General features: G+C 56.8%; 23 protein-coding genes. 8 read left to right on the top strand and 15 right to left on the bottom strand.

Annotated features, from left to right (window positions below; genetic code table 11):
* Positions 1–71: 71 nt before the first annotated feature.
* The 4 genes from NR195_RS16465 to NR195_RS16450 form a co-directional block, all read right to left on the bottom strand.
* Positions 72–1,364 carry a glycoside hydrolase family 28 protein gene (locus NR195_RS16465; RefSeq protein WP_256844727.1) on the bottom strand — a complete coding sequence of 431 codons (1,293 nt, stop codon included), beginning with the start codon at positions 1,362–1,364 and terminating at the stop codon, positions 72–74.
* Positions 1,365–1,539: 175 nt separating this feature from the next.
* Positions 1,540–2,349, bottom strand: a complete 810-nt coding sequence (speD, locus tag NR195_RS16460; protein WP_010253978.1) for an adenosylmethionine decarboxylase — start codon at positions 2,347–2,349, stop codon at positions 1,540–1,542.
* 28 nt (positions 2,350–2,377) lie between these two features.
* Positions 2,378–3,241, bottom strand: coding sequence for a polyamine aminopropyltransferase (speE, locus tag NR195_RS16455; RefSeq protein WP_010253980.1), 864 nt, complete (start codon positions 3,239–3,241; stop codon positions 2,378–2,380).
* A gap of 102 nt (positions 3,242–3,343) precedes the next feature.
* Positions 3,344–3,691, bottom strand: coding sequence for a YacC family pilotin-like protein (locus NR195_RS16450; RefSeq protein WP_003854673.1), 348 nt, complete (start codon positions 3,689–3,691; stop codon positions 3,344–3,346).
* A gap of 181 nt (positions 3,692–3,872) precedes the next feature.
* Here NR195_RS16450 and cueO point away from each other — a divergent pair, with 181 nt between their 5' ends.
* Positions 3,873–5,471: a multicopper oxidase CueO gene (gene cueO / locus NR195_RS16445; RefSeq protein WP_052271100.1), complete on the top strand. Its 1,599-nt coding sequence runs from the start codon at positions 3,873–3,875 to the stop codon at positions 5,469–5,471.
* Here cueO and NR195_RS16440 read toward each other — a convergent pair whose 3' ends face one another.
* On the bottom strand, positions 5,472–6,755 hold the full coding sequence (locus tag NR195_RS16440) for a cystathionine gamma-synthase family protein (protein WP_061703644.1): 1,284 nt from the start codon (positions 6,753–6,755) through the stop codon (positions 5,472–5,474).
* 235 nt (positions 6,756–6,990) lie between these two features.
* Between NR195_RS16440 and hpt the strand changes: the two genes are divergently transcribed.
* Positions 6,991–7,527, top strand: a complete 537-nt coding sequence (hpt, locus tag NR195_RS16435; protein WP_010254010.1) for a hypoxanthine phosphoribosyltransferase — start codon at positions 6,991–6,993, stop codon at positions 7,525–7,527.
* Positions 7,528–7,607: 80 nt separating this feature from the next.
* Here hpt and can read toward each other — a convergent pair whose 3' ends face one another.
* Positions 7,608–8,264, bottom strand: a complete 657-nt coding sequence (gene can / locus NR195_RS16430; RefSeq protein ID WP_029519477.1) for a carbonate dehydratase — start codon at positions 8,262–8,264, stop codon at positions 7,608–7,610.
* Between the two features lie 108 nt (positions 8,265–8,372).
* Between can and NR195_RS16425 the strand changes: the two genes are divergently transcribed.
* The 3 genes from NR195_RS16425 to NR195_RS16415 all read left to right on the top strand — a co-directional run bounded on the left by NR195_RS16425 (position 8,373) and on the right by NR195_RS16415 (position 11,507).
* Entirely contained in the window at positions 8,373–9,302 is a 930-nt protein-coding gene (locus tag NR195_RS16425; protein WP_010254017.1) for an ABC transporter ATP-binding protein, read from the top strand.
* A complete protein-coding gene (locus NR195_RS16420) occupies positions 9,299–10,069 on the top strand; it encodes an ABC transporter permease (protein ID WP_010254018.1) in 771 nt (256 codons plus the stop codon). The genes NR195_RS16425 and NR195_RS16420 overlap by 4 nt, the downstream gene beginning before the upstream one ends.
* Before the next feature lie 424 nt (positions 10,070–10,493).
* The gene (locus NR195_RS16415; protein WP_010671846.1) at positions 10,494–11,507 is read left to right on the top strand and encodes an acyltransferase family protein; all 1,014 of its coding nucleotides are present in this window, start codon (positions 10,494–10,496) and stop codon (positions 11,505–11,507) included.
* Between the two features lie 65 nt (positions 11,508–11,572).
* Here the strand turns inward: NR195_RS16415 and panD are convergent, their stop codons facing one another.
* The 9 genes from panD to thpR form a co-directional block, all read right to left on the bottom strand.
* Complete coding sequence (gene panD / locus NR195_RS16410; protein ID WP_033740289.1) at positions 11,573–11,953, bottom strand: aspartate 1-decarboxylase; 381 nt, start codon at positions 11,951–11,953, stop codon at positions 11,573–11,575.
* Positions 11,954–12,000: 47 nt separating this feature from the next.
* Positions 12,001–12,855, bottom strand: a complete 855-nt coding sequence (panC, locus tag NR195_RS16405; protein ID WP_256844726.1) for a pantoate--beta-alanine ligase — start codon at positions 12,853–12,855, stop codon at positions 12,001–12,003.
* A 15-nt stretch (positions 12,856–12,870) separates the two neighbouring features.
* The gene (gene panB, locus NR195_RS16400; protein WP_010254026.1) at positions 12,871–13,665 is read right to left on the bottom strand and encodes a 3-methyl-2-oxobutanoate hydroxymethyltransferase; all 795 of its coding nucleotides are present in this window, start codon (positions 13,663–13,665) and stop codon (positions 12,871–12,873) included.
* 83 nt (positions 13,666–13,748) lie between these two features.
* Positions 13,749–14,234, bottom strand: a complete 486-nt coding sequence (folK, locus tag NR195_RS16395; protein ID WP_060679479.1) for a 2-amino-4-hydroxy-6-hydroxymethyldihydropteridine diphosphokinase — start codon at positions 14,232–14,234, stop codon at positions 13,749–13,751.
* Positions 14,231–15,649 (bottom strand): polynucleotide adenylyltransferase PcnB, encoded by a 1,419-nt coding sequence (gene pcnB / locus NR195_RS16390; RefSeq protein WP_203583884.1) that lies wholly within the window; start codon positions 15,647–15,649, stop codon positions 14,231–14,233. Before pcnB ends, folK begins: the two co-directional genes overlap by 4 nt.
* Positions 15,650–15,735: 86 nt before the next feature.
* Positions 15,736–16,614, bottom strand: coding sequence for a tRNA glutamyl-Q(34) synthetase GluQRS (gene gluQRS, locus NR195_RS16385; RefSeq protein WP_010254032.1), 879 nt, complete (start codon positions 16,612–16,614; stop codon positions 15,736–15,738).
* Between the two features lie 73 nt (positions 16,615–16,687).
* Complete coding sequence (dksA, locus tag NR195_RS16380; protein ID WP_010254035.1) at positions 16,688–17,143, bottom strand: RNA polymerase-binding protein DksA; 456 nt, start codon at positions 17,141–17,143, stop codon at positions 16,688–16,690.
* Between the two features lie 247 nt (positions 17,144–17,390).
* Complete coding sequence (sfsA, locus tag NR195_RS16375) at positions 17,391–18,095, bottom strand: DNA/RNA nuclease SfsA (RefSeq protein WP_022625441.1); 705 nt, start codon at positions 18,093–18,095, stop codon at positions 17,391–17,393.
* Positions 18,073–18,630, bottom strand: a complete 558-nt coding sequence (gene thpR / locus NR195_RS16370; protein ID WP_010671851.1) for an RNA 2',3'-cyclic phosphodiesterase — start codon at positions 18,628–18,630, stop codon at positions 18,073–18,075. Before thpR ends, sfsA begins: the two co-directional genes overlap by 23 nt.
* A 36-nt stretch (positions 18,631–18,666) precedes the next feature.
* Here thpR and hrpB point away from each other — a divergent pair, with 36 nt between their 5' ends.
* The 3 genes from hrpB (at position 18,667) to fhuA (ending at position 26,199) form a co-directional block, all read left to right on the top strand.
* Positions 18,667–21,150: an ATP-dependent helicase HrpB gene (gene hrpB, locus NR195_RS16365; RefSeq protein WP_256844725.1), complete on the top strand. Its 2,484-nt coding sequence runs from the start codon at positions 18,667–18,669 to the stop codon at positions 21,148–21,150.
* Positions 21,151–21,248: 98 nt separating this feature from the next.
* Positions 21,249–23,792 carry a bifunctional glycosyl transferase/transpeptidase gene (mrcB, locus tag NR195_RS16360; protein ID WP_256844724.1) on the top strand — a complete coding sequence of 848 codons (2,544 nt, stop codon included), beginning with the start codon at positions 21,249–21,251 and terminating at the stop codon, positions 23,790–23,792.
* 199 nt (positions 23,793–23,991) lie between these two features.
* On the top strand, positions 23,992–26,199 hold the full coding sequence (gene fhuA / locus NR195_RS16355; RefSeq protein ID WP_256844723.1) for a ferrichrome porin FhuA: 2,208 nt from the start codon (positions 23,992–23,994) through the stop codon (positions 26,197–26,199).

Raw genomic sequence — 26,199 nt, 5'->3', positions numbered from 1 at the left:
CTCTGACCTGATCAGCAGGACGAGAGCAGCACCGCGCGTTTATTTTTATCTCTCGCCGTTAAAACGCGCCGTTAACGCGCGTAGGTATCATTTTCTTCACGCGTAATCGCGGGTGCGTCCACCGTAACCCGTTCAAACCTCAGATTATTTACGCCCGCTATTTTGCCAAACTCCTGCGCCTGCAGCGTGATATCGCTGAAACTCAGCTGCTCAATCGGATTTTCCGGCGTGCCTTCAATAAAGAAGGCGCGGGAAAAGGTCGTGGGCTGAGTCAGGCTGCTGCTGATATGGCTGATGCGGATATTCTCTACTCTCGTCAGCCCGGCATCGCCCGTGACGCCCGCGGCCAGCTTACGCCAGTACGATGGCTGTTCTGTGTCGGCAGGCTGCTCGCTGTAGCTGTATTGCGGGAACCAGTTCAGCTGCAGCATAAACGGATAGCCGACATCTTCCATTATCAGATGGCGAACAATGATGTTTTTAATCCAGCCGCCGCGATTGCGGGCTGACTTGATGCGGAAGCCGACGCCGGTGCCGGAGAAGCGGTTATGTTCGATGATGACATTTTCGATACCGCCAGAGGTTTCGCTGCCCAGGGTGATGCCCGAGCCTTTCAGCAATGTGCAGTCGCGAATAATAATATCGCGCGCGGTTCTGGCCAGCTGTTGCGCTTCTGCGCCGCGCCCCGATTTTACGCAGATATTGTCGTCATTACAGGAGACCGTACAGCCCTCAACGCGAACTAACTGACTGGAGTCGATATCAATACCGTCAGTGCTGGGGCCGGTGGCGTTCATCACATTGAGTCTCTGCAAATTAACCTGTTTCGCGTAACAGACGTGCAGGTTCCAGAAGCCGGAATCCTTTGAGGTAAAGTCCTGCAGCGTCACGCATTCGCTCTGATAAACCACCAGATTACGCGGGCGCCTGCAGTCGTAATCCACCACCCAGCGCAGCCCGTGGCGGGTATAGTCCGCCAGCATTCCGCTGTTTTCATCGTCGCCCCAGAACTTATGCCACCAGACCGCGCCCTGGCCGTCAAGAGTGCCGCTGCCGCAGACGGAGACATTGCGACACTGATTGATGTTAAGCATTGCTGCGGGCCAGACCATATCAATCCCCGCCACGCGGGTAGCGATTTCCGGATAATCCTCCAGCCGCTGGCTGCCGAGCAATACGGCATCTTTTGCCAGCTCCAGCGTCATCTCACTTTTCAAAAACAGCGCGCCAGTCAGAAAGCGGCCTGCCGGGATTAGCACCGTGTCGCCTTCTGCTGCGCTGTCGATCGCGCGCTGTATCGCCTGAGTGGAAAGTGAGGTGGCGTCCGGGACGGCATCGAAATCAATGATGTTAATTCTTGCCATTTTTTTTGCCTGTCTTGGATTAAGAAATAAGCGTTCAGCGCTGAAAGTAGCACGCCCGGACAGGAAAATTATTGCTGGCGATCAGGGAATTCCGGCGGTTGCCGTGATGAAAAAGCAGGGGAACAAAGGGAAAGAGACGCGCAGGTTATGAGCTATAACGCTGCGCGCCTGATAATCAGAGGGTCTTCAGGCCCACTGAGGGGATATTTCTGCCGTAGTAGATCTCGCGCATCTCTTTCCAGAGCAGATCGGTAATGCGCTTGTGCTCCTGCGGAGTGAGATCTTCCGGGCGGGTGTTAAACAGGTAGTGTTTAAGGTCGAACTCTTTCAGCAACATCTTGGTATGGAAGATGTTTTCCTGATAGACATTCACATCCACCATGTCATACATCGCTTTCATATCTTCAGACATGAAGTTCTGAATCGAATTGATCTCGTGATCGATGAAGTGCTTCATCCCTTTCACGTCACGGGTAAAACCGCGCACCCGGTAATCGACGGTGACAATATCTGACTCCAGCTGGTGGATCAGATAGTTCAGCGCTTTCAGTGGCGAAATGACGCCACAGGTGGAGACTTCAATGTCTGCACGGAAGGTGCACAGACCGCCTGCCGGATGGCTCTCCGGATAGGTGTGCACGCAGATATGACTTTTATCGAGATGAGCCACCACCGAGTTGGGCAGCGGACCGGGGTGCTCAGAGTTATCGATATCTTTCGGATCGATCGGCTCTTCGCTGACCAGAATCGTGACGCTGGCCCCCTGCGGTTCATAATCCTGGCGCGCAATGTTGAGCACGTTAGCCCCGATAATGGAGCAGGTCTCAGTCAGAATTTCCGTCAGACGGTTAGCGTTATATTGTTCGTCAATGTAGGCGATGTAACCATCGCGTTCAGCTTCAGTATTCGCATAGCAAATATCGTAAATACAAAAACTCAGGCTTTTCGTCAGGTTGTTGAAGCCATGTAGTTTTAGCTTTTGCAATTTCGTTCACCCCCTTAGAAATGCACTATCAGCACGCGGCGGATAACGCATTCAACAGATATTGCGGCAGGGCAAAGCTGCCGGTATGGATTGCTGGCGTGTAATAACGGCAGGTCAGGCCAGCGGCCTCGAAACGCGCCTTTAAAGTCGCGGTGTCGAGCTGGCGCAGCGCCGGATTATCACTCGCCCAGGCAAAGGTCATAATGCCGCCGTAGTAGGTCGGAATCGCCGCCTGATAGAAACTGACGTCCGCAAAGTAATGTCCCAGCTTGCGATGGCTGTTAACGGCCTCATCCTGCTGCAGGAAGCAGACGCCATTCTGCGCCACAAAGATGCCATTTTCATTAAGGGCCGCTTTGCACCCGGCATAAAATTCCGAGGTAAACAGACTCTCGCCCGGACCAATCGGATCGGTGCAGTCGGAGATAATGACATCAAACTTTTCCTGCGTCTGATTAACGAAGTTCACCCCGTCATCAATCACCAGCGTAAAGCGCGGATCGTCATAGGCACCCGCGCTGTGGTTCGGCAGATACTGGCGGCAAAAGGTCACCACGCCCGCATCGATCTCCACCATGGTAATCTTTTCGATCCCGGGATGACGTGACACTTCACGCAGCATTGCGCCGTCACCGCCACCGATAATCAGAACGCTCTTCGCCGCGCCGTGCGCCAGCAGCGGAACGTGGGTCATCATTTCATGGTAGATAAATTCGTCGCGTTCGGTGGTCTGAACGACGCCGTCCAGCGCCATTACGCGGCCCATCGCGGCATTTTCGAAAATGATTAAATCCTGATGCGCAGTCTTCTCACGGTACAGCTCTTTATCGACCGTGAAATACTGGCCAAAACCGGCATGAAGGGTTTCATACCACGTTTCATTGTGGGCCATGGTGCTCTCCTCTGATGACATCGCCATGAAGATGGGCGGCATATGATAGCTAACACTGACCGTGGTTGCACGGTCAATGTCCGGCTGCAGAGGGAAGAATCGTTACCTGACGTAGGCCAGCAGGCTCAGCGAATCGCGGGCCAGTGACTTGCACTTTTTGTCGTTGGTGATGGCGATGCCGCTGAGATCGCGATAGCTATCTTCACCCAGCGCTTTCATGTTGTAGTTGCTGTAGTTGCTTAAATCCCAGCGGTTCTGCTGAGCAAAAAAGACCAGCGCTTTGCGAATCTGCGCGTCCGGTAAATCCTGATAGCCACAATCATTTTTCAGATAGACGAAAACCGCCGTGAGATCGGCCAGATCTTCCGCTTCGGATTCGCTCAGGGCAAAACTGGTGGAGGAGAAGCCAAGGAGTCCCGTCAGCAGCAGGATCCTGATACTTTGCTTCATAGTCGTTCTCTTCAATGGATATTGCTAATGACGTTAGCACAGTTGCTCTCAGGTTTTCGATTAATTTGCCGCTGTGGGCTGCTGCACCGCCTTTTTTCGTCAGATTCGCACGGTCAGGACTTGACCTTCCCATAAGGTCAGGGTTTAGGCTGTGCGCTCTGATGCCACAAGGATGATCACCATGCAACGTCGCCATTTCCTGAAACTCACTGCCGCACTGAGTGCAGCCGGAGCATTACCGCTCTGGAGCCGTTCGCTGATGGCAGCCACCCGTCCGCTGCTGCCGATTCCGTCTCTGCTTGAACCCGATGCCAGGGGCAGCTACAGCCTCACCGCGATGCAGGGTACCACCCAGTGGAACGGCAAAGCGGTGCCGACCTGGGGCTATAACGGCAGCCTGCTGGGGCCGGTGCTGAAGATGCAGAGTGGCAAACCGGTGACGGTGAACATTCATAACCGGCTCAGCGAAGCGACCACACTGCACTGGCACGGGCTGGAAATCCCCGGCGCAGTGGATGGCGGCCCGCAGGCAGTGATTGCGCCTGGCGGCTCGCGTCAGGTCTCTTTTACGCCCGATCAACCCGCCGCAACCTGCTGGTATCACCCGCATCTGCATGGCAAGACCGGGCATCAGGTGGCTCAGGGGCTGGCGGGACTGATCCTGCTGGAAGATAAAGAGAGCGGAACGCTGCGTTTGCCCTCGCAGTGGGGTGTGGATGATGTGCCGCTGATTTTTCAGGATAAGCAGCTGACCAAAGATGGCAGCCGCATTGATTATCAGCTCGACGTGATGCGCGCCGCGGTGGGCTGGTTTGGCGACATGATGCTGACCAACGGCGTGCACTATCCGCAGCATGCGGTGCCGCGCGGCTGGCTGCGTCTGCGTCTGCTCAACGGCTGCAATGCCCGTTCGCTGCATGTTGCCGCCAGTGATAAACGTCCTCTCTACGTGATCGCCAGCGATGGTGGCCTGCTGGCCGAGCCGGTAAAGCTCGACTCGCTGCCGCTCCTGCCGGGCGAGCGTTTTGAGGTGATGATCGATACTTCTGACGGTAACAGCTTCGATCTGGTGACGCTGCCGACAGAGCAGATGGGCATGACGCTGCCGCCCTTTGACCAGCCGCTGCCGCTGGTGCAGATCCTGCCGCTGCGGGTGATGGCCAGCGCCACGCTGCCGGATCAGCTGGCGACGCTGCCAGCGCTACCCTCAACCGACGGCCTGACGACACGCTGGCTGCAGCTGATGATGGACCCGCAGCTGGACCAGCAGGGCATGCAGGCGCTGATGCAGCGCTACGGCGAGAAAGCGATGGGCAAGGGCGGTCATCACACGATGTCGCAGACGCCGGAGGAGAAAACGGCTGCCGAGCCGATGCCACCAATGGAAAATATGGATCACAGCATGCACGGCAATACGCCGCCCGCCGGTTACGATTTCCGCAACGGCAATAAGATTAATGGCCAGGCCTTTGATATGACGAAGCCGTCGTTTGCGGTGAAGCTGGGTGATTACGAGAAGTGGACGATTTCAGGTGAAGGCGACGCGATGCTGCACCCGTTCCACATTCACGGCACCCAGTTTCGTATTCTTTCAGAAAACGGCAAACCGCCAGCCCCGCACCGGCAGGGCTGGAAAGATATGGTGAATGTCGACGGCTGGCGCAGTGAAGTGCTGGTACGCTTCAACTATGTCGCCGCCGCAGAACACGCTTACATGGCCCACTGCCATCTGCTGGAGCATGAAGACACCGGCATGATGCTGGGCTTTACCGTCAGCTGATTACGCCTGCTCCAGCGCCAGCTTCACATCTTCAATCAGGTCGCCGGCGTTTTCGATGCCAATCGACAGCCGCACCGTGGCGTCAGTGATCCCAATACGCTGACGCACCGCCTGCGGCACGCCGGAGTGGGTGGTGCTGCCAGGATGGCTGGCCAGCGACTCGGTACCGCCCAGGCTTACCGCCTGCTTAAACAGCGACAGCGCATTAAGAAAACGGAACGCAGCGGGCTGATCGCCGACGATATCAAATGAGAAGGTCGAACCGGCACCGCTGCACTGCTCGCGATAAGTTTTCCCTTCGGCGCTCTCCGCATCCAGATAGGGCAGCCAGTGCAGCTTCGCCACTTTCGGGTGATCGCGCAGAAACGCCGCGACCGCTTCCGCATTCTGCCAGGCTTTCTCCATGCGTAACGACAGCGTTTCCAGCGAGCGGCTAAGCATCCAGCTTGAGTGTGGATCCAGCTGCGTGCCGATTGCGCTGCGCAGGGCGCGCACTTTCGCCATCAGCGCTTTACTGCCCATCGCCGCGCCTGCAATCAGGTCAGAGTGACCGCCAACATACTTAGTCAGCGAGTAGAGCGACAGGTCAGCGCCCAGCGTCAGCGGCTGCTGGAACAGCGGGCCGAGCAGCGTGTTGTCACAGGCGATAATCGGTCGTGAACCCTGCTGCTGATCAATCTCATCAGCGATACGCGCCATCAGACGGATATTAACCAGGCTGTTGGTGGGATTCGCTGGCGTTTCAATCAGGATCACCGCTACCCGGCCCTGGGCCATCGCCTGCTGAGCGGCTTCACGCACTTTGGCTTCGTCATTGCCGTCGCTGAAACCCACTGCTTTGATGTCCAGATTGTGCAGCGTCTTGCTAAGCAGGGTTTCGGTGCCGCCATACAGCGGCTGGGAATGCAGGATCACCTCGCCCGGACGGGCAAACGTCAGCAGGGCAGTGGAGATGGCGGCCATACCGGAAGAGAAGAGCGAACAGCTCTCCGCCTGCTCATAGACCGCCAGCCGATCTTCTACAATTTCGCTGTTAGGGTGGTTAAAGCGGGAATAGACCAGCCCACCCGATTTGCCTTCCGGCGGCTCACGTCGGCCAGAGACGTAATCAAAGAAATCCCGTCCCTCTTCGGCGCTGTCAAAGACAAAGGTCGAGGTCAGAAACACCGGCGGCTTCACCGCACCTTCAGAGAGGCGGGGATCATAGCCATAGTTCAGCATCTGGGTTTCAGGGTGCAGCGGCCTGTCGCCGATATGCGTTTTTTTGCTTGAAGATGAAGTCATTGTGATCTCCGGCCAGCGGCGCGAGTAGGGTAACGATCTGTTGGATAAAGGCTACCATGCAGCGAATCATGCTGGTAAATGCCAGAATGTTCTAAGGTAATGCGCATTTCAGCGAGCCGCAGGCGGCGGGTAATAATTTTCGCGACGTAATCGTTTGCTTATAGGGCCGCGCAGCCGTCGCTGCTGCGTCTGTGATAGACTCCGGGGCTTTTCTGACGTAACCGGGCTGAACGCAATGAAACACACTGTTGAAGTGATGATCCCTGAACAGGCAATCGCCACGCGCATCGCTGAACTGGGCAAAGAGATTAACGACCACTACCGCGACAGCGGCAGCGATATGGTGCTGGTGGGGCTGCTGCGCGGCTCCTTTATGTTCATGGCTGATCTCTGTCGCGCCATCGATGTGCCGCATGAAGTCGACTTTATGACGGCTTCCAGTTACGGCAGCGGGATGTCCAGCACGCGTGATGTGAAAATCCTGAAAGATCTGGATGAAGACATCCGTGGCAAGGATGTGCTGATCGTCGAAGATATCATCGACTCCGGCAACACCCTGAGCAAAGTGCGTGAGATTCTGCAACTGCGTCAGCCAAAATCCCTGGCGATCTGTACGCTGCTGGATAAGCCTGAGCGCCGTGAAGTCGAAGTGAACGTCGAATATGTCGGCTTTGCGATTCCGGACGAGTTCGTGGTGGGCTTTGGTATCGACTATGCTCAGCACTATCGCCATCTGCCTTATATTGGCAAAGTGGTGCCGCTGGAATCCTGATACCGCTCTACCGCACATTCTTCCAAGGCCTGCACCTGTTGCCTGGTGTAGGCTATGCCGCGCTTTACGCTGCGATCGGCTCAGGCCTCGCCGTTCTTCCGCAGATTAGCAATGCCGTGGCGGTAGCGCTGTTCGAGGATCTCCCGGCTGTTTGCCGTCACATCAAGGTTACGCAGACAGCCGTCCTGAATGCCGTATACCCAGCCGTGCAGGGAGACATCCTTTCCGCGTTTCCAGGCAGATTGCAGTACGGTGGAGTGCCCCAGGTTATAGACTTGTTCAATAACGTTGATTTCGCACAGTTTGTCCAGGCGCTTATCCGGCGGGAGTTCCCCCAGCAACACGCTATGCTTGTACCAGAGGTCGCGGATGTGCAGCAGCCAGTTGTCGATTAATCCCAGTTCCGGGTTATCCATCGCCGCCTGCACGCCGCCGCAGCCGTAATGGCCGCAGACGATAACGTGTTCCACTTCCAGCACTTCGATAGCGTACTGCACCACGGACAGACAGTTCAGGTCGGTGTGGATTACCAGATTGGCCACGTTGCGGTGAACGAAGAGTTCGCCGGGTTCGAGCCCGGTCAGACGTTCGGCAGGAACACGGCTGTCAGAACAGCCAATCCACAGGAAGCGCGGTTTTTGTGCCTGGGCGAGCCGCTCAAAAAAGCTGGGATCTTCTTCAACCAGTAATTTTGACCATTCGCGGTTGTTTCTGATCAGGGTGTTGATGTCTGTCATGGTGTTGAGCGACCGGTTACTGCGCAGAGTGCGCGCGCGTACTATATGACAGGGCCTGATAAATTTAAACGGCATTGCAATGCCATCAAAACAGGGTATGGATGCAGAATGACTTATGCACTGGAACTTTCCCGGCTGACCAAGACCTATCCCGGCGGCGTGCAGGCGCTGAAGGGCATCGATCTTAACGTTGAAGCGGGTGACTTTTATGCGCTGCTGGGGCCAAACGGTGCCGGTAAATCGACCACCATCGGAATTATCAGTTCGCTGGTTAACAAATCCGAGGGCAGCGTGCGGGTGTTTGGCTACGATCTCGAAAAAGATGTGGTGAATGCCAAGCGCCAGCTCGGCCTGGTGCCGCAGGAGTTTAACTTCAACCCGTTTGAGACGGTGATGCAAATCGTCGTTAATCAGGCGGGTTACTATGGCGTTGAGCGTCGTGAAGCCAATGAGCGGGCAGAAAAGTATCTGAAGCAGCTCGATCTGTGGGGAAAACGCGCTGAACGTGCACGCATGCTTTCCGGCGGAATGAAGCGTCGCCTGATGATCGCCCGTGCGCTGATGCATGAGCCTAAGCTGCTGATTCTGGATGAACCGACAGCCGGGGTCGATATCGAACTGCGACGCTCGATGTGGGTATTCCTGAAAGATCTCAATGCCAAAGGCACGACCATTATTCTCACTACCCACTATCTGGAAGAGGCGGAGATGCTGTGCCGCAACATCGGCATCATCCAGAGCGGTGAGCTGGTGGAGAACACCTCAATGAAAGGGCTGCTCTCCAAGCTCAAATCAGAAACCTTTATCCTGGATCTGGCACCCCGCAGTCCGCTGCCCACGCTGGAAGGGTTCCAGTACCGGCTGACCGATACCTCAACGCTCGAAGTGGAAGTGCTGCGTGAGCAGGGGCTCAACAGCGTCTTCAGCCAGCTTAGCGCGCAGGGTGTGCAGGTGCTGAGTATGCGCAATAAAGCCAACCGTCTTGAAGAGCTGTTTGTGGGTCTGACGACGCAGGGAAAAACAGGAGCAAAAGCATGACACATCTCTACTGGGTGGCGCTGAAGAGCATCTGGGCCAAAGAGGTTAACCGTTTCGCCCGCATCTGGATCCAGACGCTGGTACCGCCGGTCATCACCATGACGCTCTATTTCATCATTTTTGGCAACCTGATCGGGTCGCGCATCGGTGAAATGCACGGCTTCAGCTATATGCAGTTCATCGTGCCGGGATTGATCATGATGGCGGTCATCACTAACGCCTATGCCAACGTGGCGTCGTCGTTCTTCAGCGCCAAGTTCCAGCGCAACATTGAAGAGCTGCTGGTCGCGCCAGTGCCGACCCACATCATTATTGCCGGCTATGTTGGCGGCGGCGTGGCGCGTGGTGTCTGCGTGGGTATTCTGGTGACGGCCATCTCGCTGTTCTTTGTGCCGTTCCACGTGCATTCCTGGACGATGGTGGCGGTCACGCTGCTGCTGACCGCGATTCTGTTTTCACTGGCAGGTCTGCTGAACGCTGTTTTTGCGCGCACCTTTGACGATATCAGCCTGATCCCGACCTTTGTGCTGACGCCACTGACTTATCTGGGCGGCGTATTCTATTCACTGAGTTTGCTGCCGCCGATCTGGCAGGCTGTCTCTAAACTCAATCCAATCGTTTATATGATTAGCGGATTCCGTTATGGCTTCCTCGGCATTAATGATGTGCCGCTGGTGTTTACCCTCTCGGTGCTGGTGGCCTTTATTCTGGTGTTCTACTGGCTGGTCTATGCGCTGATTCAGCGCGGGCGCGGATTACGCACCTGACGTTAAGCTGAATGGTAAGGGCCACGCTGCGATAAGGGCGTGGCTTTTTTTTGGGTGGAGTGTAAATCACGCTGACTACGGTTCTGCCTGGCCTTAAAAATCACCTTAAAACCCGCCTCATTCGTTATATTTTGCCTCTGAAGTCGCCTGACGCCTCGCTTACATCCTTACTCACAAAAAATAACCCTAAGTATTATCTGATAATACTCTGACATCTTTCGCTATCTGAATGATTCTTAACTATTAAATATTTTTTAAGAATAGCCTTAAAGTCTGGCTGTTGTTTATTTGATTATGAATTATCAGAATAGCGGCGGAATAAGGTTATTCCTCTGCTCAGGGACGAATGAGTAGGCTAAGAGTCTTCTTAATAAGAAAAATGGCAACCGAATCAGGGCCAGTTTTTAATCAAAGGCAGGAAAAGATGAATCGTATAACGTGGATCGATAATCTGCGGGGATTGAGTATTCTCGCAATCATTTTTTTGCACAGCACTATTGCCGTACATAATAACGCCGGACATTTTACCGCTTTCAGCGGCCTGTTAAATGAGATGCTGGCACCGGTAAGGCTGGGGCTGATGTTCTTTGTTTCAGGTTTATTTGTCGATGCCGGGTTAAGAAAAGGCCTGGGTCCTTTTTTTAATAACAAGGTGCGCAGTATTCTCTATCCATTTGTGGTCTGGGTTGCCGTCTACGGCGGGTTGAAAATCCTGTTTAGCTCGATGGCTAATACGCCGCAATCACCGATGAATATTATTCTCTCCCACCTGACCGGTGGCGGTGATATGACCTGGTTCCTGCATTCGCTGTTTATCTTCTTTATTGTGATTATCTTTGCCCGTCACTTGCCGTTCCTGCTGGTGTTTGCCATCTGTATGACGCTGAGCTGGGCGCTGCCAGCGATTGAGGCGGATGGCGTGTTTGCCAGCTTCGACAATACCCACATCAATAAATCGCTTTATCTGTTTGTATTCTTCTATCTCGGCGATTACGTCGTGAGGAAGCAGGTGGATATCGCGGAGAAAGTGCAGCATGGCCCGACGCTGTTTATCTCAGTAATTAGTTTTGTGCTGCTCTCCTGCCTGAATATCTTTGTGCTGGAACGTCATTCCCAGGCGTTATTGTCACCGCTGGCACTATTATCGGTTCCGTTCTTTGTCTGGATTGCGCTGAAACTGAAGTCTGAACTGGTCTACTACATAGGCGTCAATTCTATCGTCTTCTACCTGTCGCATTATCTGGCGATTCAGTTCTTCAGTAAGATTGTGAAGTTTGAAAGCCCGTCTGCCTGGGTAAATGACCTGAAGTTTATTTCGGCATTCCTGGTGGCGCTGGCGTTACCGTGGACATTATGTCTGATGAGAAAACGCGGCTGGTTTAATTTCCTCTTTACGATGAAAAAGTCATCGAAGCCGATGACAACCAAACCGGTTTAATTACTGCAGTAGAAATAAAAAGGGCCGCCCGTTTTACCGGCGGCCCTTTTTTAATCAGGTTTTAATCAGGCGAGCTGCACCGGTAGCGCTTTCGCCAGACGCTTCATCTGGTTGTCACCTTCAAAATAGGCGACCTTAGGCTGCCACTGACGCGCCTCGGCATCGTCTACCTGCACATAGGAGCAGATAATTAAAATATCGCCTTCGCAGGCGCAGCGGGCGGCCGCACCGTTGACCGAGATGATTTTCGAGCCACGCTCAGCCGCGATAGCGTAGGTGGAAAAGCGCTGACCGTTGGTGACGTTATAAATATCGATCGCTTCATATTGCAGAATGCCGGAAGCATCCAGGAAATCCTGATCGATAGCGCAGGAACCTTCATAATTGAGGTCCGCCTGCGTCACCTTCACGCGGTGCAATTTGCCTTGCAGAACTGTGCGAATCATAGCCAGAAACCTTGTCAGAGAAATAAAATAACCTGCAGCGGGATTAATTACTGCGTCAGGTCAACGGTTTGATTATCAATCAGGCGGGCCTTGCCCAGCCAGGCGGCCATCAGCACCACCGCGCGCTGGCTGTCCACCGTCAGCGGTTGCAGCGTTTCCGCATCACAGATCGCCAGGCCATCAGGGCGTAACCCCTGCGCCAGCAGTGCCTCACTGGCTGCCTCAATGATCTCGTCAATATGACGCTCGCCATTCTCCAGCTGCGTCGCCATCTGATGCATCACCTGGCTCAGGACCGGTGCCAGCTTACGCTCATCTGCCGTCAGGTAGCCGTTGCGCGAACTCAGCGCCAGGCCATCTTTAGCGCGCACCGTAGGCACACCAACAATCTCAATGTCGAAGCCCATATCGGCCACCATCTTACGAATGATAGCCAGCTGCTGAAAATCCTTTTCACCGAAACAGGCAATATCGGGCTGTACCAGATTAAACAGTTTGCTGACGATAGTGGCCACACCGCGAAAATGACCTGGACGTGTGGCCCCTTCCAGCAGGGAAGAGAGCACAGGCACCTCAACAAAGGTCTGATTCTGCGCGCCCTGCGGATAGACTTCAGCAGGTGAGGGGGCGAAGACCACGTCAACCTGGTGGCGATTCAGCTTTTCACAATCTTCCTGCAGCGTGCGCGGGTAGCGCGCTAAATCATCGGCGCGATCGAACTGCATCGGATTGACAAAGATCGAGACAATCACGATGTCGCCGCGCGCCCGTGCTTCATCCACCAGCGTCAGATGGCCTTCATGCAGGTTGCCCATGGTCGGCACCAGCGCAATGCGTTTACCCTGCAGACGCCAGCGACGGACTTCCTGGCGCAGCATCAGCAGCGTTTCAATGATCAACACGGTGACTCTCCTGGATTACTGGAAACTGTGCTCTGCCGCCGGATAGGTTCCGGCCTCGACTTCGGCGATATAGTGGCGAATCGCCGCGCGAACATCGCCGGTCTCCGCCAGGAAATTTTTGGCAAATTTGGGAATGTGGCCGCCGGTTACGCCCAGCGCGTCATGCATCACCAGAATCTGACCATCGGTGACATTGCCGGCACCGATACCGATCACCGGGATGGTGAGCGCGTCGGTAATCCGCTGCGCTACCGACACCGGCACACACTCCAGCACCATCAGCTGTGCACCTGCGGCTTCCAGCGCCAGCGCATCGGCCAGCAACTGCTCTGCACCGGCTTCATCCCGGCCCTGCACTTTATAGCCGCCAAAGATATTGACCGACTGCGGTGTCAGGCCCAGATGACCACACACCGGAACGGCCCGCTCGGTCAGCATCTGCACGGTCTCAGCCAGCCAGCTGCCGCCTTCAAGCTTCACCATGTTAGCACCGGCACGCATCAGCTGCGCGGCGTTGTCAAAGGTCTGCTGTGGCGTGGCATAACTCATAAACGGCAGGTCGGCGAGCAGCAGTGCCTGTGGTGCGCCACGGCGCACGGCGGCGGTGTGATAGGCGATGTCGCTGACCGTGACCGGCAGGGTGGAATCATGCCCCTGCACCGTCATCCCTAAAGAATCACCAACCAGCAGCACCTGAATGCCTTCATCGGCAAACAAGCGGGCGAAACTGAAATCGTAGGCGGTCAGGGTCGCGAATTTTTTACCGCTGGCTTTCGCCTGACGCAGATGTGAAATCGTGGTGGGTTTCATGGCGCTCTCAACTCAGGAATTCTGATGGGCGCAGTTTACTGGATAGCGTGAAAGAGCGGAATCAGAGATGTGCGTTTGTCTGCTCAGCCGTGCCACAGCACGATGCTGCTGCTGTCGAGGGTAGCCAGGATTGTGCTGAGTGCGCGACCGTCGGGCAGGCGGGCGTCTGGCGCAATCGCCAGCAGGGGCACCAGCATAAAGGCGCGATTCAGCAGATCATAGTGCGGCACAATCAGCCGCTCCGTGTTGATGTGCGCCTCGCCAAACAGCATCAGATCGATATCCAGCGTGCGCGGACCCCAGCGTTCTGCCTTGCGCACCCGGCCATGCTCCTGCTCAATCCGCTGGGTATGGTCAAGCAGCGCTTCGGCACTGAGATCGGTCTCCAGCGCCACGGCGGCATTGAGAAAATCGGGCTGATCGGGTGGGCCATAAGGCGGCGTGCGGTAAAACGGCGAGGTAGCGATGCGTTGCGTCTGCGGCAACGCATCCAGTGCGGTCAGCGCTGCATCAACCTGATGCAGCGGATCGGCCAGGTTACTGCCTAACGCGAGGTAAACCCGTGTCATGAGACGTTCTGGTTGTCACGACGCGGTGCGGAAGGACGGCGGCGCGGACGACGCGATTTATTACGCGGCACCGGATCGTCACCCAGGTTATTGAGCATGTTTTTCTGATGCGGCGGCGCAGCCACCTGGAATTCACCCCACCACTGGCTCAGGCGCAGCAGTTCCGGGTTATTTTCCACTTCCGCCCGCAGCGCCAGCAGATCATAAGCAGCACGGAATTTCGGATGCTCCATCAGTTTCCAGGCGCGTTTACCGTGTCGGCGGGACATGCGTAACTGCAGCAGCCAGATATCGCGGATTAGCGACGTAATACGTTTCGGAATCGCCAGCGCACGGCAGGCTTCGTCCAGCGTATCGTTCATCGCCATCGCAAAAGCTTCGAAGTAGGTCAGGCCACTCTCCTGCGCAATGCGTTCTGCCGTTTCAAGCTGCGGATACCAGAACATCGCGGCAAACAGGAACGCCGGATTAACGCGCATGTCGTTGTGAATGCGGTTATCGGTGTTTTTCAGCACCTGCGCCAGCATCCGCTCCATGTGGCTGTCGCTGTTTTCGGTGAAGTTGCGCGCCAGCGTCGGGAACAGTGGCTGGAACAGCTGATATTCACACAGCTTGAGATATGTGCTGTAGCCGTAGCCAGCCTGCAACATCTTCAGCGACTCTTCAAACAGGCGAGCAGGCGGAATATCACGCAACAGCGAGGCCAGACGTGGAATCGGCTCGGCGGTTTCCGGCGCAATGCTCATATTGAGTTTGGCAGCAAAGCGTGCGACGCGCAGCATGCGGACCGGATCTTCGCGGTAGCGGGTTTCCGGATCGCCAATCAGGCGAATGATGCCCTGTTCGAGATCGCTGATGCCGCCGACATAGTCACGCACGCTGAAATCAGCCACGCTGTAGTAGAGGCTGTTGATGGTGAGATCGCGTCGCTGGGCATCATCTTCGATTGAGCCGAAGATGTTGTCGCGCAGCAGCATACCGCTCTGGGCACGCTGCGAGCTGTTGCGATCCTCTTCCGGCTCTTCCGCCTGATGATGTCCACGGAAGGTGGCGACTTCGATCACTTCCGGGCCAAACATCACGTGCGCCAGACGGAAACGACGGCCAACCAGGCGACAGTTGCGGAACAGCTTACGCATCTGCTCAGGCGTGGCATTGGTGGTCACGTCGAAATCTTTAGGTTTTTGCCCCAGTAGCAAATCGCGCACGCCACCGCCTACCAGATAGGCTTCATAACCGGCTTTGTTCAGGCGATAGAGCACTTTGAGGGCATTTTCGCTGATGTCTTTACGTGAGATGGTATGGCTTTCACGAGGAATGATGGTCATCAGACGCTCTGGTTCAACCTCTGCTGGGGCTTCCTCTTCATCACGCTTCAGGACTTTCCGGCAAAAATTAGCTACTCGGGTAAAAATGGGACACCTCGACAGTGGCAATTAGGGTGTAGGTAAAATCAGCGGCTAATCATAGCCTGTTGAGAACCGTTTGAGAATGCTGTTGTCTATGCATCCGGTTTCAGGGCGTTCTCTTGCGGCATCAAAGCGATATTCCACTGCGACACCGCATCAGACAGCAGTTTGTCCTGCGTTAAGTCCTGCCAGCCGCCTGAAACCGGCTGTCCGAGGAAGCGTAACGCCGCCACCAACAGGGGTCTGGCATCGCCATCCGGCAGCGCAGGTGCATGATTCTGCTTCGACAACTTATGACCATCGTGGTTAAGCGCCAGCGGCAGATGCAGCCAGTCAGGCACCGGCCAGCCAAATTGCTGGCAGAGCGCAATCTGTCGCACCGTCGGCTCAATCAAATCTGCGCCGCGAACCACTTCGGTAATGCCCTGAAAATGATCATCGACAACGACCGCCAGGTTATAGGCAAACAGGCCATCACGGCGGTGAATAATAAAATCTTCCTGTGCCAGACGCCTGTCCGCCTCCACACGGCCACGCAGACGATCGTCAAACGCAAAGACCGGCGCATGCTGGCGTAAACGCAGCGCGGCATTCTCCGGTCCGCGTTGCCGTTCACGGCAGTAACCATCATAGAAACCGCCAATCTGCTGAATGCGACGCCGGGGGCAGGTGCAGTAATAGCTTTGACGATGCTGCTGCAGCCAGGCCAGCGCGTCACGGTAGGCCTCATGACGTTGTGACTGCCACAGAACCTCGCCATCCCACTCTAAACCGTAGTGCTCCAGCTGATGCAGGATACGGCTGGCGGCACCCGGTACTTCCCGTGGCGGATCGATATCTTCAATTCTCACCCGCCAGACGCCGTTTTGCGCACGCGCGCTCAGGTAACTGCCCAGGGCAGCAATCAGCGATCCGAAGTGGAGTTCACCAGAGGGAGAAGGGGCGAAGCGACCGATACAGGAGGATGACATAGGTTTCAGAAGTGACCACGCAGCGGACAAAACAGCAGTTGTTCCACTGCGTGGTAACAGGCTGGACGCGGCATCAGCCGGCCATTTGTTTCTCACGAATTTCTGCTAACGTCTTACAGTCGATGCAGAGATCGGCAGTAGGACGGGCTTCGAGACGGCGGATACCAATCTCAACGCCACAGGAATCGCAATAGCCGAAGTCGTCATCTTCAACTTTCTTCAGCGTCTTCTCGATCTTTTTGATCAGTTTACGTTCGCGATCGCGGTTACGCAGCTCCAGGCTGAACTCCTCTTCCTGCGCGGCACGGTCAACCGGGTCCGGGAAGTTAGCGGCTTCATCCTGCATATGAGAAACGGTACGATCGACTTCGTCCCGTAATTGATTACGCCAGGCTTCCAGAATCTTGCGAAAATGGGTCAGCTGCGCATCATTCATATACTCTTCGCCAGGCTTCACCTGATAAGGTTCGACGCCAGCAATAGAGAGAATACTCAGGGACGATGTTTTACGGTTTTGACCTTCTTGCATGTTGCTTCTCCTGGATAACACGCACTATACCCTTCGAATTTCGTCTCGCAGGGGCCTTGCTGCCAGCCTGCATTTGACGTCTGCGGGGTACATCGATCCCCCATTGGGGAAAAAAACAGGCCGCTATAAATAACAGAAGCAGTCAGGGTTGGCAATTCTTCATGAACACACCTTGACAAGCCTGTGAGGAACAGCGTAATTGGCCCTTAGCTCAGAACATTCTTAACACATAAAATTGCAAAAGATATTACAAGGTTACGTTGATCGGCGATTTAAGAAACATTCCCTCCGCCGATAAGTCTGCCTGATACGCTAAAACCTCTACGCCCTCCTGCTGCGCCTGAGCCAGTTGTTCTGCATACGCCACATCAATGTGCCGTGCCGGAGAAACGTCCTCAATCCCCGAGTGCAAAACGGCAAACAACAAAACGGCCCGATGACCCTCTGCCGCAACTGTTGCCAGTTCACGCAGGTGTTTCTGTCCTCGAATCGTCACCGCATCCGGAAAATACCCTTTTCCTTCATGTAGAAGGGTTACGGATTTCACCTCAATATAGCAGTTGCGCCGGGCCTCTGCTTTGAGCAGGAAATCAATTCTGCTTTTTTCAGTGCCATATCTCACTTCCGCCTGACGATGCGTATAACCGGCCAGCGCCGGCAGCCGATCCTGCTCCAGCGCCTCAGCCACCAGCTGGTTGGCGCGCAGCGTATTCACGCAGATCCAGTGGCCCTGTTGTGTTTCGGTCAGTTCCCAGCTGTGGGGGTATTTGCGCGTCAGGCTGTCGGACGTCGAGTACCAGACCCGATCGCCCGGCGTGGCGCAGCCGGTCATGGCGCCGGTATTGGCGCAGTGAATTGTCAGAACGTCGCCCTCTGGCGTCACCACATCGGCCAAAAAACGTTTGTAACGGACGATCAGACGGGCGGGTTTAAGGGGCGGAGAGAAGTGCATGTGGATCCTGAGAATGTAATGGCCAGCTAGCCAGGGCGCGATAGCGGGTGCGGCCCCGGGCATATTCAGAGGCGAACAGAGAAAAGGTAGAGACGCGAAAACGCCAGTGAAAGCCGCGCGGCGGTAACGTCACCGGCTGCGTGGCGTGGCGTAACAGCGTGATGTGCGGATGAAACGGCTGGGGGCTCTGGTAACAGCCATGCCGGGCGGCCTGGGCCCGCAGCAGGCTGGCGAGCTGCAACAGACCGCGTGGCGCGCGCTGGCAGCCGAGCCAGACCACGCCGGGGCGCGGCCAGTGTCCGGCATCATCCAGGTCGAGATCAAAACCGGGCTGCACAATACGGGAGGCCAGCGTCTGCAGGCGCTGTGAGGTTTCCGGCGCAACTTCACCCAGAAACGCCAGCGTCAGGTGCAGATTCGCCGCGACCACCGGCTGGCCCGCCTCCGCAGGAAAGGTATCGGCCCGCCAGCGCACCAGCTCTTGCTGCATCTCGTCAGGCAGGCTGATGGCAAAAAATAAGCGTTGTGTCGCCATGGCGCTCTCCGGCAAATATCACGGATGGATGCTACAATGCGCGCCATCTTAGCACAGGCAGAAGCGGAGTTTGCTGTGAGCGATTTACCGGTCAGCGCGGTGCTGCCTGACATCCTGGCGGCGCTGAGTGACGCCCCACAAATCCTGCTGGCCGCGCCCACGGGGGCAGGCAAATCAACCTGGCTGCCGCTGCAGTTGTTACAGCAGGCGGCGCTGCCGGGACGGATCATCATGCTGGAGCCACGTCGGCTGGCGGCGCGTAATGTGGCGCAGCGGCTGGCGGAGCAACTCGGCGAGCAGCCGGGTGGCACGGTGGGATTCCGGATGCGTGGCGAAAGCTGCGTCGGGCCACAGACCCGGCTGGAGGTAGTGACCGAAGGGATGCTCACCCGTATGCTTCAGCACGACCCGATGCTGGAGGGCGTGTCGCTGGTGATCCTCGATGAATTTCACGAGCGCAGCCTGCAGGCCGATCTGGCGCTGGCGCTGCTGCTTGATGTGCAGCAGGGGCTGCGCGACGACCTTAAAATCATGCTGATGTCCGCCACGCTGGACAACGCCCGGCTGGCGGCGCTGCTGCCGGATGCGCCACTGATCGTCTCAGAAGGGCGCAGCTATCCGGTTGAGCGGCGTTACGCGTCACTGAATCAGAATGTGCGTTTTGAAGAGGCGGTCGCGCGTGAAGTCGCCCAGCTGCTGCGGGATGAGAGCGGTTCGCTGCTGCTGTTTCTGCCGGGTGTGGCGGAGATCGAACGGGTGAAGCGCGAGCTGGAATCACGCATCAGTGACGACGTTGATCTGACGCCGCTCTATGGCGCACTGCCGCTGGCGGCGCAGCGCCGGGCAATTCTGCCTGCCGCCGACGGCCGCCGCAAAGTGGTGCTTGCCACCAATATCGCCGAAACCAGCCTGACCATTGAGGGGATTCGGCTGGTGGTCGACAGTGCGCTGGAACGCTGCGCGCTGTTTGACGCCCGCAGCGGCGTGACGCGTCTGCAGACCCAGCGAATCAGCCAGGCATCGATGATCCAGCGAGCGGGTCGCGCCGGGCGACTGATGCCGGGGCTCTGCCTGCATCTGGTGCCGCAGGAGCAGGCATCACGAGCGGCGGCGCAGAGTGAACCGGAAATCGTTAACAGCGATCTCTCGTCGCTGTGGCTGGATCTGCTGCAGTGGGGCTGTACCCAGCCGCAACAGCTGCAGTGGCTGGATCTGCCGCCCGCCAGAAATCTGGATGCGGCGCAGCAGCAGCTGACCCGACTGGGAGCACTGGACAACAACGGCCTGCTCAACACGCTGGGACGGCGCATGGCGCAGCTGGGATGCGATCCCCGACTCGCCGCCATACTGTGTGCCGCAGGCGATGAGCCGGATGCGGTCGCCAGCGCCGCGCTGCTGGTGGCGATTCTGGAAGATCCTCCCCGCAGCGGCAGCGCCGACCTGCGTGATGCGCTGCATCGGCCGCAGGCGCAATGGCAGCGGCGGGCGCAGCAGTGGCAGCAGCGGCTTAAAATCCGTGGCGGGCGCATCGATGAAGATCGTTTCGCCGGATTGCTGGCGGTGGGCTTTGGCGATCGGCTGGCGCGGCGACGCGATCAGAGCGGTCGCTATCAGCTGGCCAACGGGCTGGGCGCCAGACTCGATGAGCAGGATGGCCTGACGCGTAATGAATGGCTGATTGCGCCTGCTCTGTTGCAGGGCAGTGCCACACCGGATGCCCGGATGTTGCTGGCACTGCCGGTCGATATTGAAACGCTGTGCCAGCAGCAGCCCGCCCTGATTGAGCGCCGGACCGAAGTGGAATGGGACGAAGAGAAAGGCACGTTGCGTGCTTTCAGACGTGAGCAGATTGGCGCGCTGATACTGAAAACCCAGCCGATGGCGCGCCCGGAACCAGAGGTGCTGCACGCGGCCATGCTGCGCTGGATCGTCGAAAAAGGTCTGTCGGTACTGGGCTGGACGCCGGAGGCCGAACAGCTGCGCCTGCGCATCCAGTGTGCGGCCCGGTGGCTGCCGGAAGAGAGCTGGCCCGCGACCGACGATGACACCCTGCTTGAGAGCCTGTCGCAGTGGCTGTTGCCGCAGATGTCAGCGGTACGCGATCTCCGCAGCCTGCAGGCGGTGAACCTGACCACGGCACTCTTACATTTACTCACATGGTCACAACGTCAGCGGCTGGATACTGTGCTGCCAACTCATTACACTGTGCCCACCGGAAGCCGGCTGCCAATCCGCTACGATGCGGAGAAGCCGCCCGCGCTGGCGGTCAGGATTCAGGAGATGTTTGGCGAAGCGCAGAATCCCACCGTAGCGGAAGGACGTATTCCGCTGGTGCTGGAGCTGTTATCGCCCGCCCAGCGCCCGTTGCAGATCACCCGCGATCTGGCGGCGTTCTGGCGCGGTGCCTGGCCGGAGGTCAGGAAAGAGATGAAGGGACGTTATCCTAAACATCCCTGGCCCGAGGATCCGGCCACCGCCTTGCCAACAAGGCGAACCAAAAAAATGTCCCCGCAGGGTTGAGTCCGCTGGATCGAATTCAGAGGGTTCTGCCATGCGGCACGCGAGAAAGCAGTTAGAGTAGCGGCGCTGCTGTAAGCACTGCCTGGAGAAGAAAAGTAATGTCTGGGAACGATCGCGAACCAATAGGGCGCAAAGGTAAACCGTTGCCGCCGCGCAGCAGTGCGGGCCGGGGACGACGCAGGGATATCGAACAGGATATCGATCAGGACGATTTTAATGATGACGAGGAGGAAGCGCCGGTGCCACGTAAAGGTAAAGGTGGAAAACCGCCGCGCGGCAAACGCCGTTGGCTGGGATGGGTAATCAAACTGTTCCTGGTGTTTGTGGTGGTCATGGCCGCGTGGGGCATCTACCTCGACTCGGAAATTCGCAGCCGGATTGACGGTAAAGTGTGGCAACTACCCGCCACCGTCTATGGCCGCATGGTCAGCCTGGAACCCGGCATGGCCTACAACAAAAGTGAAATGGTGGCGCTGCTGGAAGGTACTCAGTATCGCGAAGTCTCCCGTATTACCCGCCCTGGCGAGTTTTCGGTGAAGGGCAACACCATCGATCTGCTGCGTCGCCCGTTTGATTTCCCCGACAGTAAAGAGGGGCAGATCCACGCGCGCATGAGCTTCAGTAAAGATGAGCTGAGCGAGATTAAAAACCTCGAAACCGGTCGTGATTTTGGCTTTTTCCGCCTCGATCCGCGTCTGATCACCATGCTGCAGTCGCCGAACGGTGAACAGCGACTCTTCGTACCGCGCGCCGGTTTCCCGGATCTGCTGGTCGATACGCTGATCGCCACCGAAGATCGCCATTTCTATGAGCATGATGGCATCAGCCCTTACTCCATCGGCCGCGCCTTCCTGGCGAACATCACGGCCGGGAAAGCGGTGCAGGGCGGCAGTACGCTGACGCAGCAGCTGGTGAAGAACCTGTTCCTCACCAACGAGCGTTCGCTGTGGCGTAAAGCGCGTGAAGCCTACATGGCGGTGATCATGGATGCGCGCTACAGCAAAGATCGCATCCTGGAGCTCTACCTGAACGAGGTCTATCTCGGTCAGGCTGGCAGCGATCAGATCCGCGGTTTCCCGCTGGCCAGCCTCTATTACTTTGGCCGTCCGGTTGATGAGCTGAGTCTGGATCAGCAGGCGATGCTGGTCGGCATGGTGAAAGGGGCGTCGCTCTATAATCCGTGGCGTAACCCGAAACTGGCGCTGGAACGACGCAACCTCGTGCTGCGCCTGTTGCAGCAGCAGAAAGTAATCGACCAGGAGCTGTATGACATGCTGTCGGCCCGTCCGCTGGGTGTGCAGCCAAAAGGCGGCGTGATTACGCCGCAGCCGGCCTTTATGCAGATGGTGCGTAACGAGCTTCAGGCAAAACTGGGCGACAAGGTGAAAGATCTCTCCGGGGTGAAAATCTTCACCACGCTGGATCCGGTGTCGCAGGATGCGGCCGAAAAAGCGGTGATCGATGGCATTCCGACGCTGAAAAAACAGCGTGGCCTGAAAGATCTGGAAACCGCGATGGTGGTGGTTGACCGTTTCAGCGGCGAAGTCCGCGCTATGGTCGGCGGTGCCGATCCACAGTATGCCGGTTACAACCGCGCGCTGCAGGCACGCCGCTCTATCGGCTCACTGGCGAAACCGGCGACTTACCTGACCGCGCTGAGCCAGCCAAACAGCTACCGGCTGAACAGCTGGATCGCCGATGAGCCGATTGCGCTGAAGCAGCCAAACGGCAGCATCTGGAAACCGATGAACGACGATCGTCGCTTCAGCGGCAAAGTGATGCTGGTGGATGCGCTGACCAACTCAATGAACGTGCCGACCGTAAACCTCGGCATGACGCTGGGGCTGGATGCGGTAGTGGATACCTGGAATAAGCTGGGCGTGCCGAAAGAGCAGCTGCATCCGGTGCCATCGATGCTGCTGGGTGCCTTAAACCTGACGCCGGTTGAAGTGGCTCAGGCGTTCCAGTCGATTGCCAGCGGCGGCAACCGCGCGTCGCTGTCAGCGGTGCGTTCGGTGATTGCGGAAGATGGCAGCGTGCTCTATCAGAGCTATCCGCAGGCGCAGCGTGTTGAGCCGGCGCAGGCCGCTTATCTGACGCTCTACACCATGCAACAGGTGGCTGACCACGGTACCGCCCGTGCGCTGGGCGCGCGTTTCCCGAATGCGCATCTGGCGGGCAAAACCGGTACCACCAACGATCTGGTGGACAGCTGGTTTGCCGGTATTGATGGCAAAGAAGTGGCGATCACCTGGGTGGGACGCGATAACAACCAGCCGACCAAACTCTATGGTGCCAGCGGCGCGATGCAGCTCTACCGTCGCTACCTGGACATTCAGGCCCCGATGCCGTTACAGCTGACGCCGCCGGAAGATGTGTCGCTGATGAATGTGGATTCTGCCGGTAACTTTGTCTGCGGCACGGGCAGCAGTACCTGGCGTTCTCTGCCGGTGTGGGCGCTGGATCCGAATGCGCTGTGTCAGCAACAGCAGCAGCAGGTTCAGCAGCAACAACAGCTCTTCGATCAGCAGCAGCAACAACAGCAACAGCAGCAGCCGCAACAACCGGCCCAGCAGCAACAGCAGGAGCAGAAAGATAGCGACGGCGTAGCAGGGTGGATAAAAGATATGTTTGGCAAATAAATCAGTCAGACAGGTTAAAAAGGGCGCTTCGGCGCCCTTTTTTTGTTCCTGATCAATACGCGTCAATCGGCCTGCAAACGGCGTCACTACTGGGATTTCTTCTTGCAGTACCTGCTGAATTTCGCATATTATCTAAGCGTTATAATAATCATTATCGTTTCGATTCGCCTGCCTGAGCCTATTGTTAAGAGACACTTTTATGAATGCGCGAACGACTTTTTCTGACAACACCAAAAAAACATTTTCCCGACCGCTTCTGGGCATCATGATCTCACTGAGCCTGAGCTCCTCTCTTTACGCCGCGCAGACGGAGACGATGGTCGTCTCGGCTGATGGCGGCAGCGGCGTCGAGGCGGAAAGCGCCTGGGGACCAGCACCCACCGTGGCAGCGAAACGCAGCGCCACCGGGACCAAAACTGATACCCCCATTGAAAAAAATCCGCAGTCCATCTCCGTGGTCACCCGTGAAGAGATGGAGATGCGTAACGTAACCAGTGTGAAAGGGGCGTTTAACTACACGCCTGGCGTGCTGACCGGTAACCGGGGCAGCTCAGACGTGATTGATGCGCTGTCGATTCGCGGTTTCAGCGAAACCAACACCAATCAGTATCTGGATGGTCTGAAACTGCAGGGTGACAACTACTCTGAGTTTGCCATCGATCCTTACTTCCTGGAACGCGCTGAACTGCTGCGCGGCCCGGTTTCGGTGCTCTACGGTAAGAGCAATCCCGGCGGGGTGGTCTCGCTGGTGAGTAAGCGTCCGACCCAGGAAACCCTGCGCGAAGTGCAGTTCCAGATGGGCAACGACAACCTCTTCTCGACCGGTTTTGACTTTGGCGGCGCGCTGGACGACGACGGCGTCTACAGCTATCGCCTGACCGGCCAGGCGCGCAGTCAGGATGCGCAGCAGGCGATGAACAAAGAGAAGCGCTACACCATCGCACCGGCTTTCAGCTGGCGTCCCGACGATCGGACCCGCATTGACCTGCTGACCTATTTCCAGAACGAGCCAGAAACCGGTTATTACGGCTGGCTGCCGCGTCAGGGCACGGTGGTACCGATCACCCGCGCTGATGGCAGCCAGTACAAACTGCCAACCAACTTTGATGAAGGCGAGCAGAGCAACAAGATTTCACGCAACACCAAAATGGTCGGTTATAACGCCGAGCACAGCTTTAACGACACCTGGACGCTGCGCCAGAACCTGCGTTATGCCGACCTGCGCACCGATTACCGCAGCATTTACGGCAATGGTTTCCTGCCGGAGACTCAGCAAATCACGCGCGGTTCGGCGGTTTCAGAAGAGAAGCTTAACCAACTGGCGGTCGATACCCAGGCGCAGGCGAAATTCGCCACCGGCCAGGTTGATCATACGCTGCTGCTGGGCGTGGACTTCCAGCGTACCCGCAATGATATCGACGCACAGTTTGGCACTGCCTCCAGCCTGAATGCGGTTAATCCGCAATATGGTGATAACAGCGTAACGCCATTTGCCGATCCTTATCAGCATCTCAACAAACAGCGTCAGACCGGCCTCTATGCTCAGGACCAGATGGAGTGGAACCGCTGGGTGCTGACGCTGGGTGGCCGCTACGACTATGCCATGAACTCGGTTTACGATCGGGTAGCGGATAGCGTTGATCGTCAGAACGATCAGGCCTTTACCTGGCGCGGGGGCCTGAACTATGTGTTTGATAACGGCATCGCGCCTTACTTCAGCTACAGCGAAGCTTTTATTCCGAATGCGGGTTCGACCTATGACGGTCAGGCATTTGATCCGTCACGCGCTAAGCAGTATGAAGCGGGCGTGAAATATGTACCGAAAGATCGTCCGGTGGTGCTCACCGCAGCGCTTTATCAGCTGACCAAAACCAAAAACCTGACCGCGGACCCTGATACGTTTAATCATCCGTTTGCCAGCGTGCAGAGCGGTGAAATCCGGTCACGGGGCGTAGAGCTGGAAGCTAAAGCGGCGCTGAATGCCAACGTTAACCTGACGGCGTCCTACACCTACACCGATGCGGAATATACCGAAGACACCCAGCTCAAAGGCAAAACGCCGGTACAGGTGCCGAAACATATGGCCTCACTGTGGAGCGACTACACCTTCCACGAGACAGCCCTTTCAGGCGTAACGCTGGGCGCGGGTGTGCGTTATGTCGGTGAGAGTCAGGGCCTTTACAGCACTGGCACTGAGCAGAACCAGAACTTTAAAGTTGCCGGTTACACCACGGTGGATGCGGCGCTGAAATATGATCTGGGTCGTTTCGGTTTGCCGGGTTCGACAGTGGGCGTCAACGTCAACAATCTGTTTGACCGCGACTACGTTGCCAGCTGCTACCGTGAATACGCCTGCTACTGGGGTGCGGAACGCCAGATTGTCGGCACCGCGACCTTCAGATTCTGA

It is taken from the genome of Pantoea sp. Ft-CA_14 (assembly GCF_024520875.1).
GTDB classification, from domain to species: Bacteria; Pseudomonadota; Gammaproteobacteria; order Enterobacterales; family Enterobacteriaceae; genus Pantoea; species Pantoea agglomerans.
The sequence above is the reverse complement of the archived record's forward strand: the minus strand, read 5'-3'. Positions and strand labels throughout refer to the sequence as shown.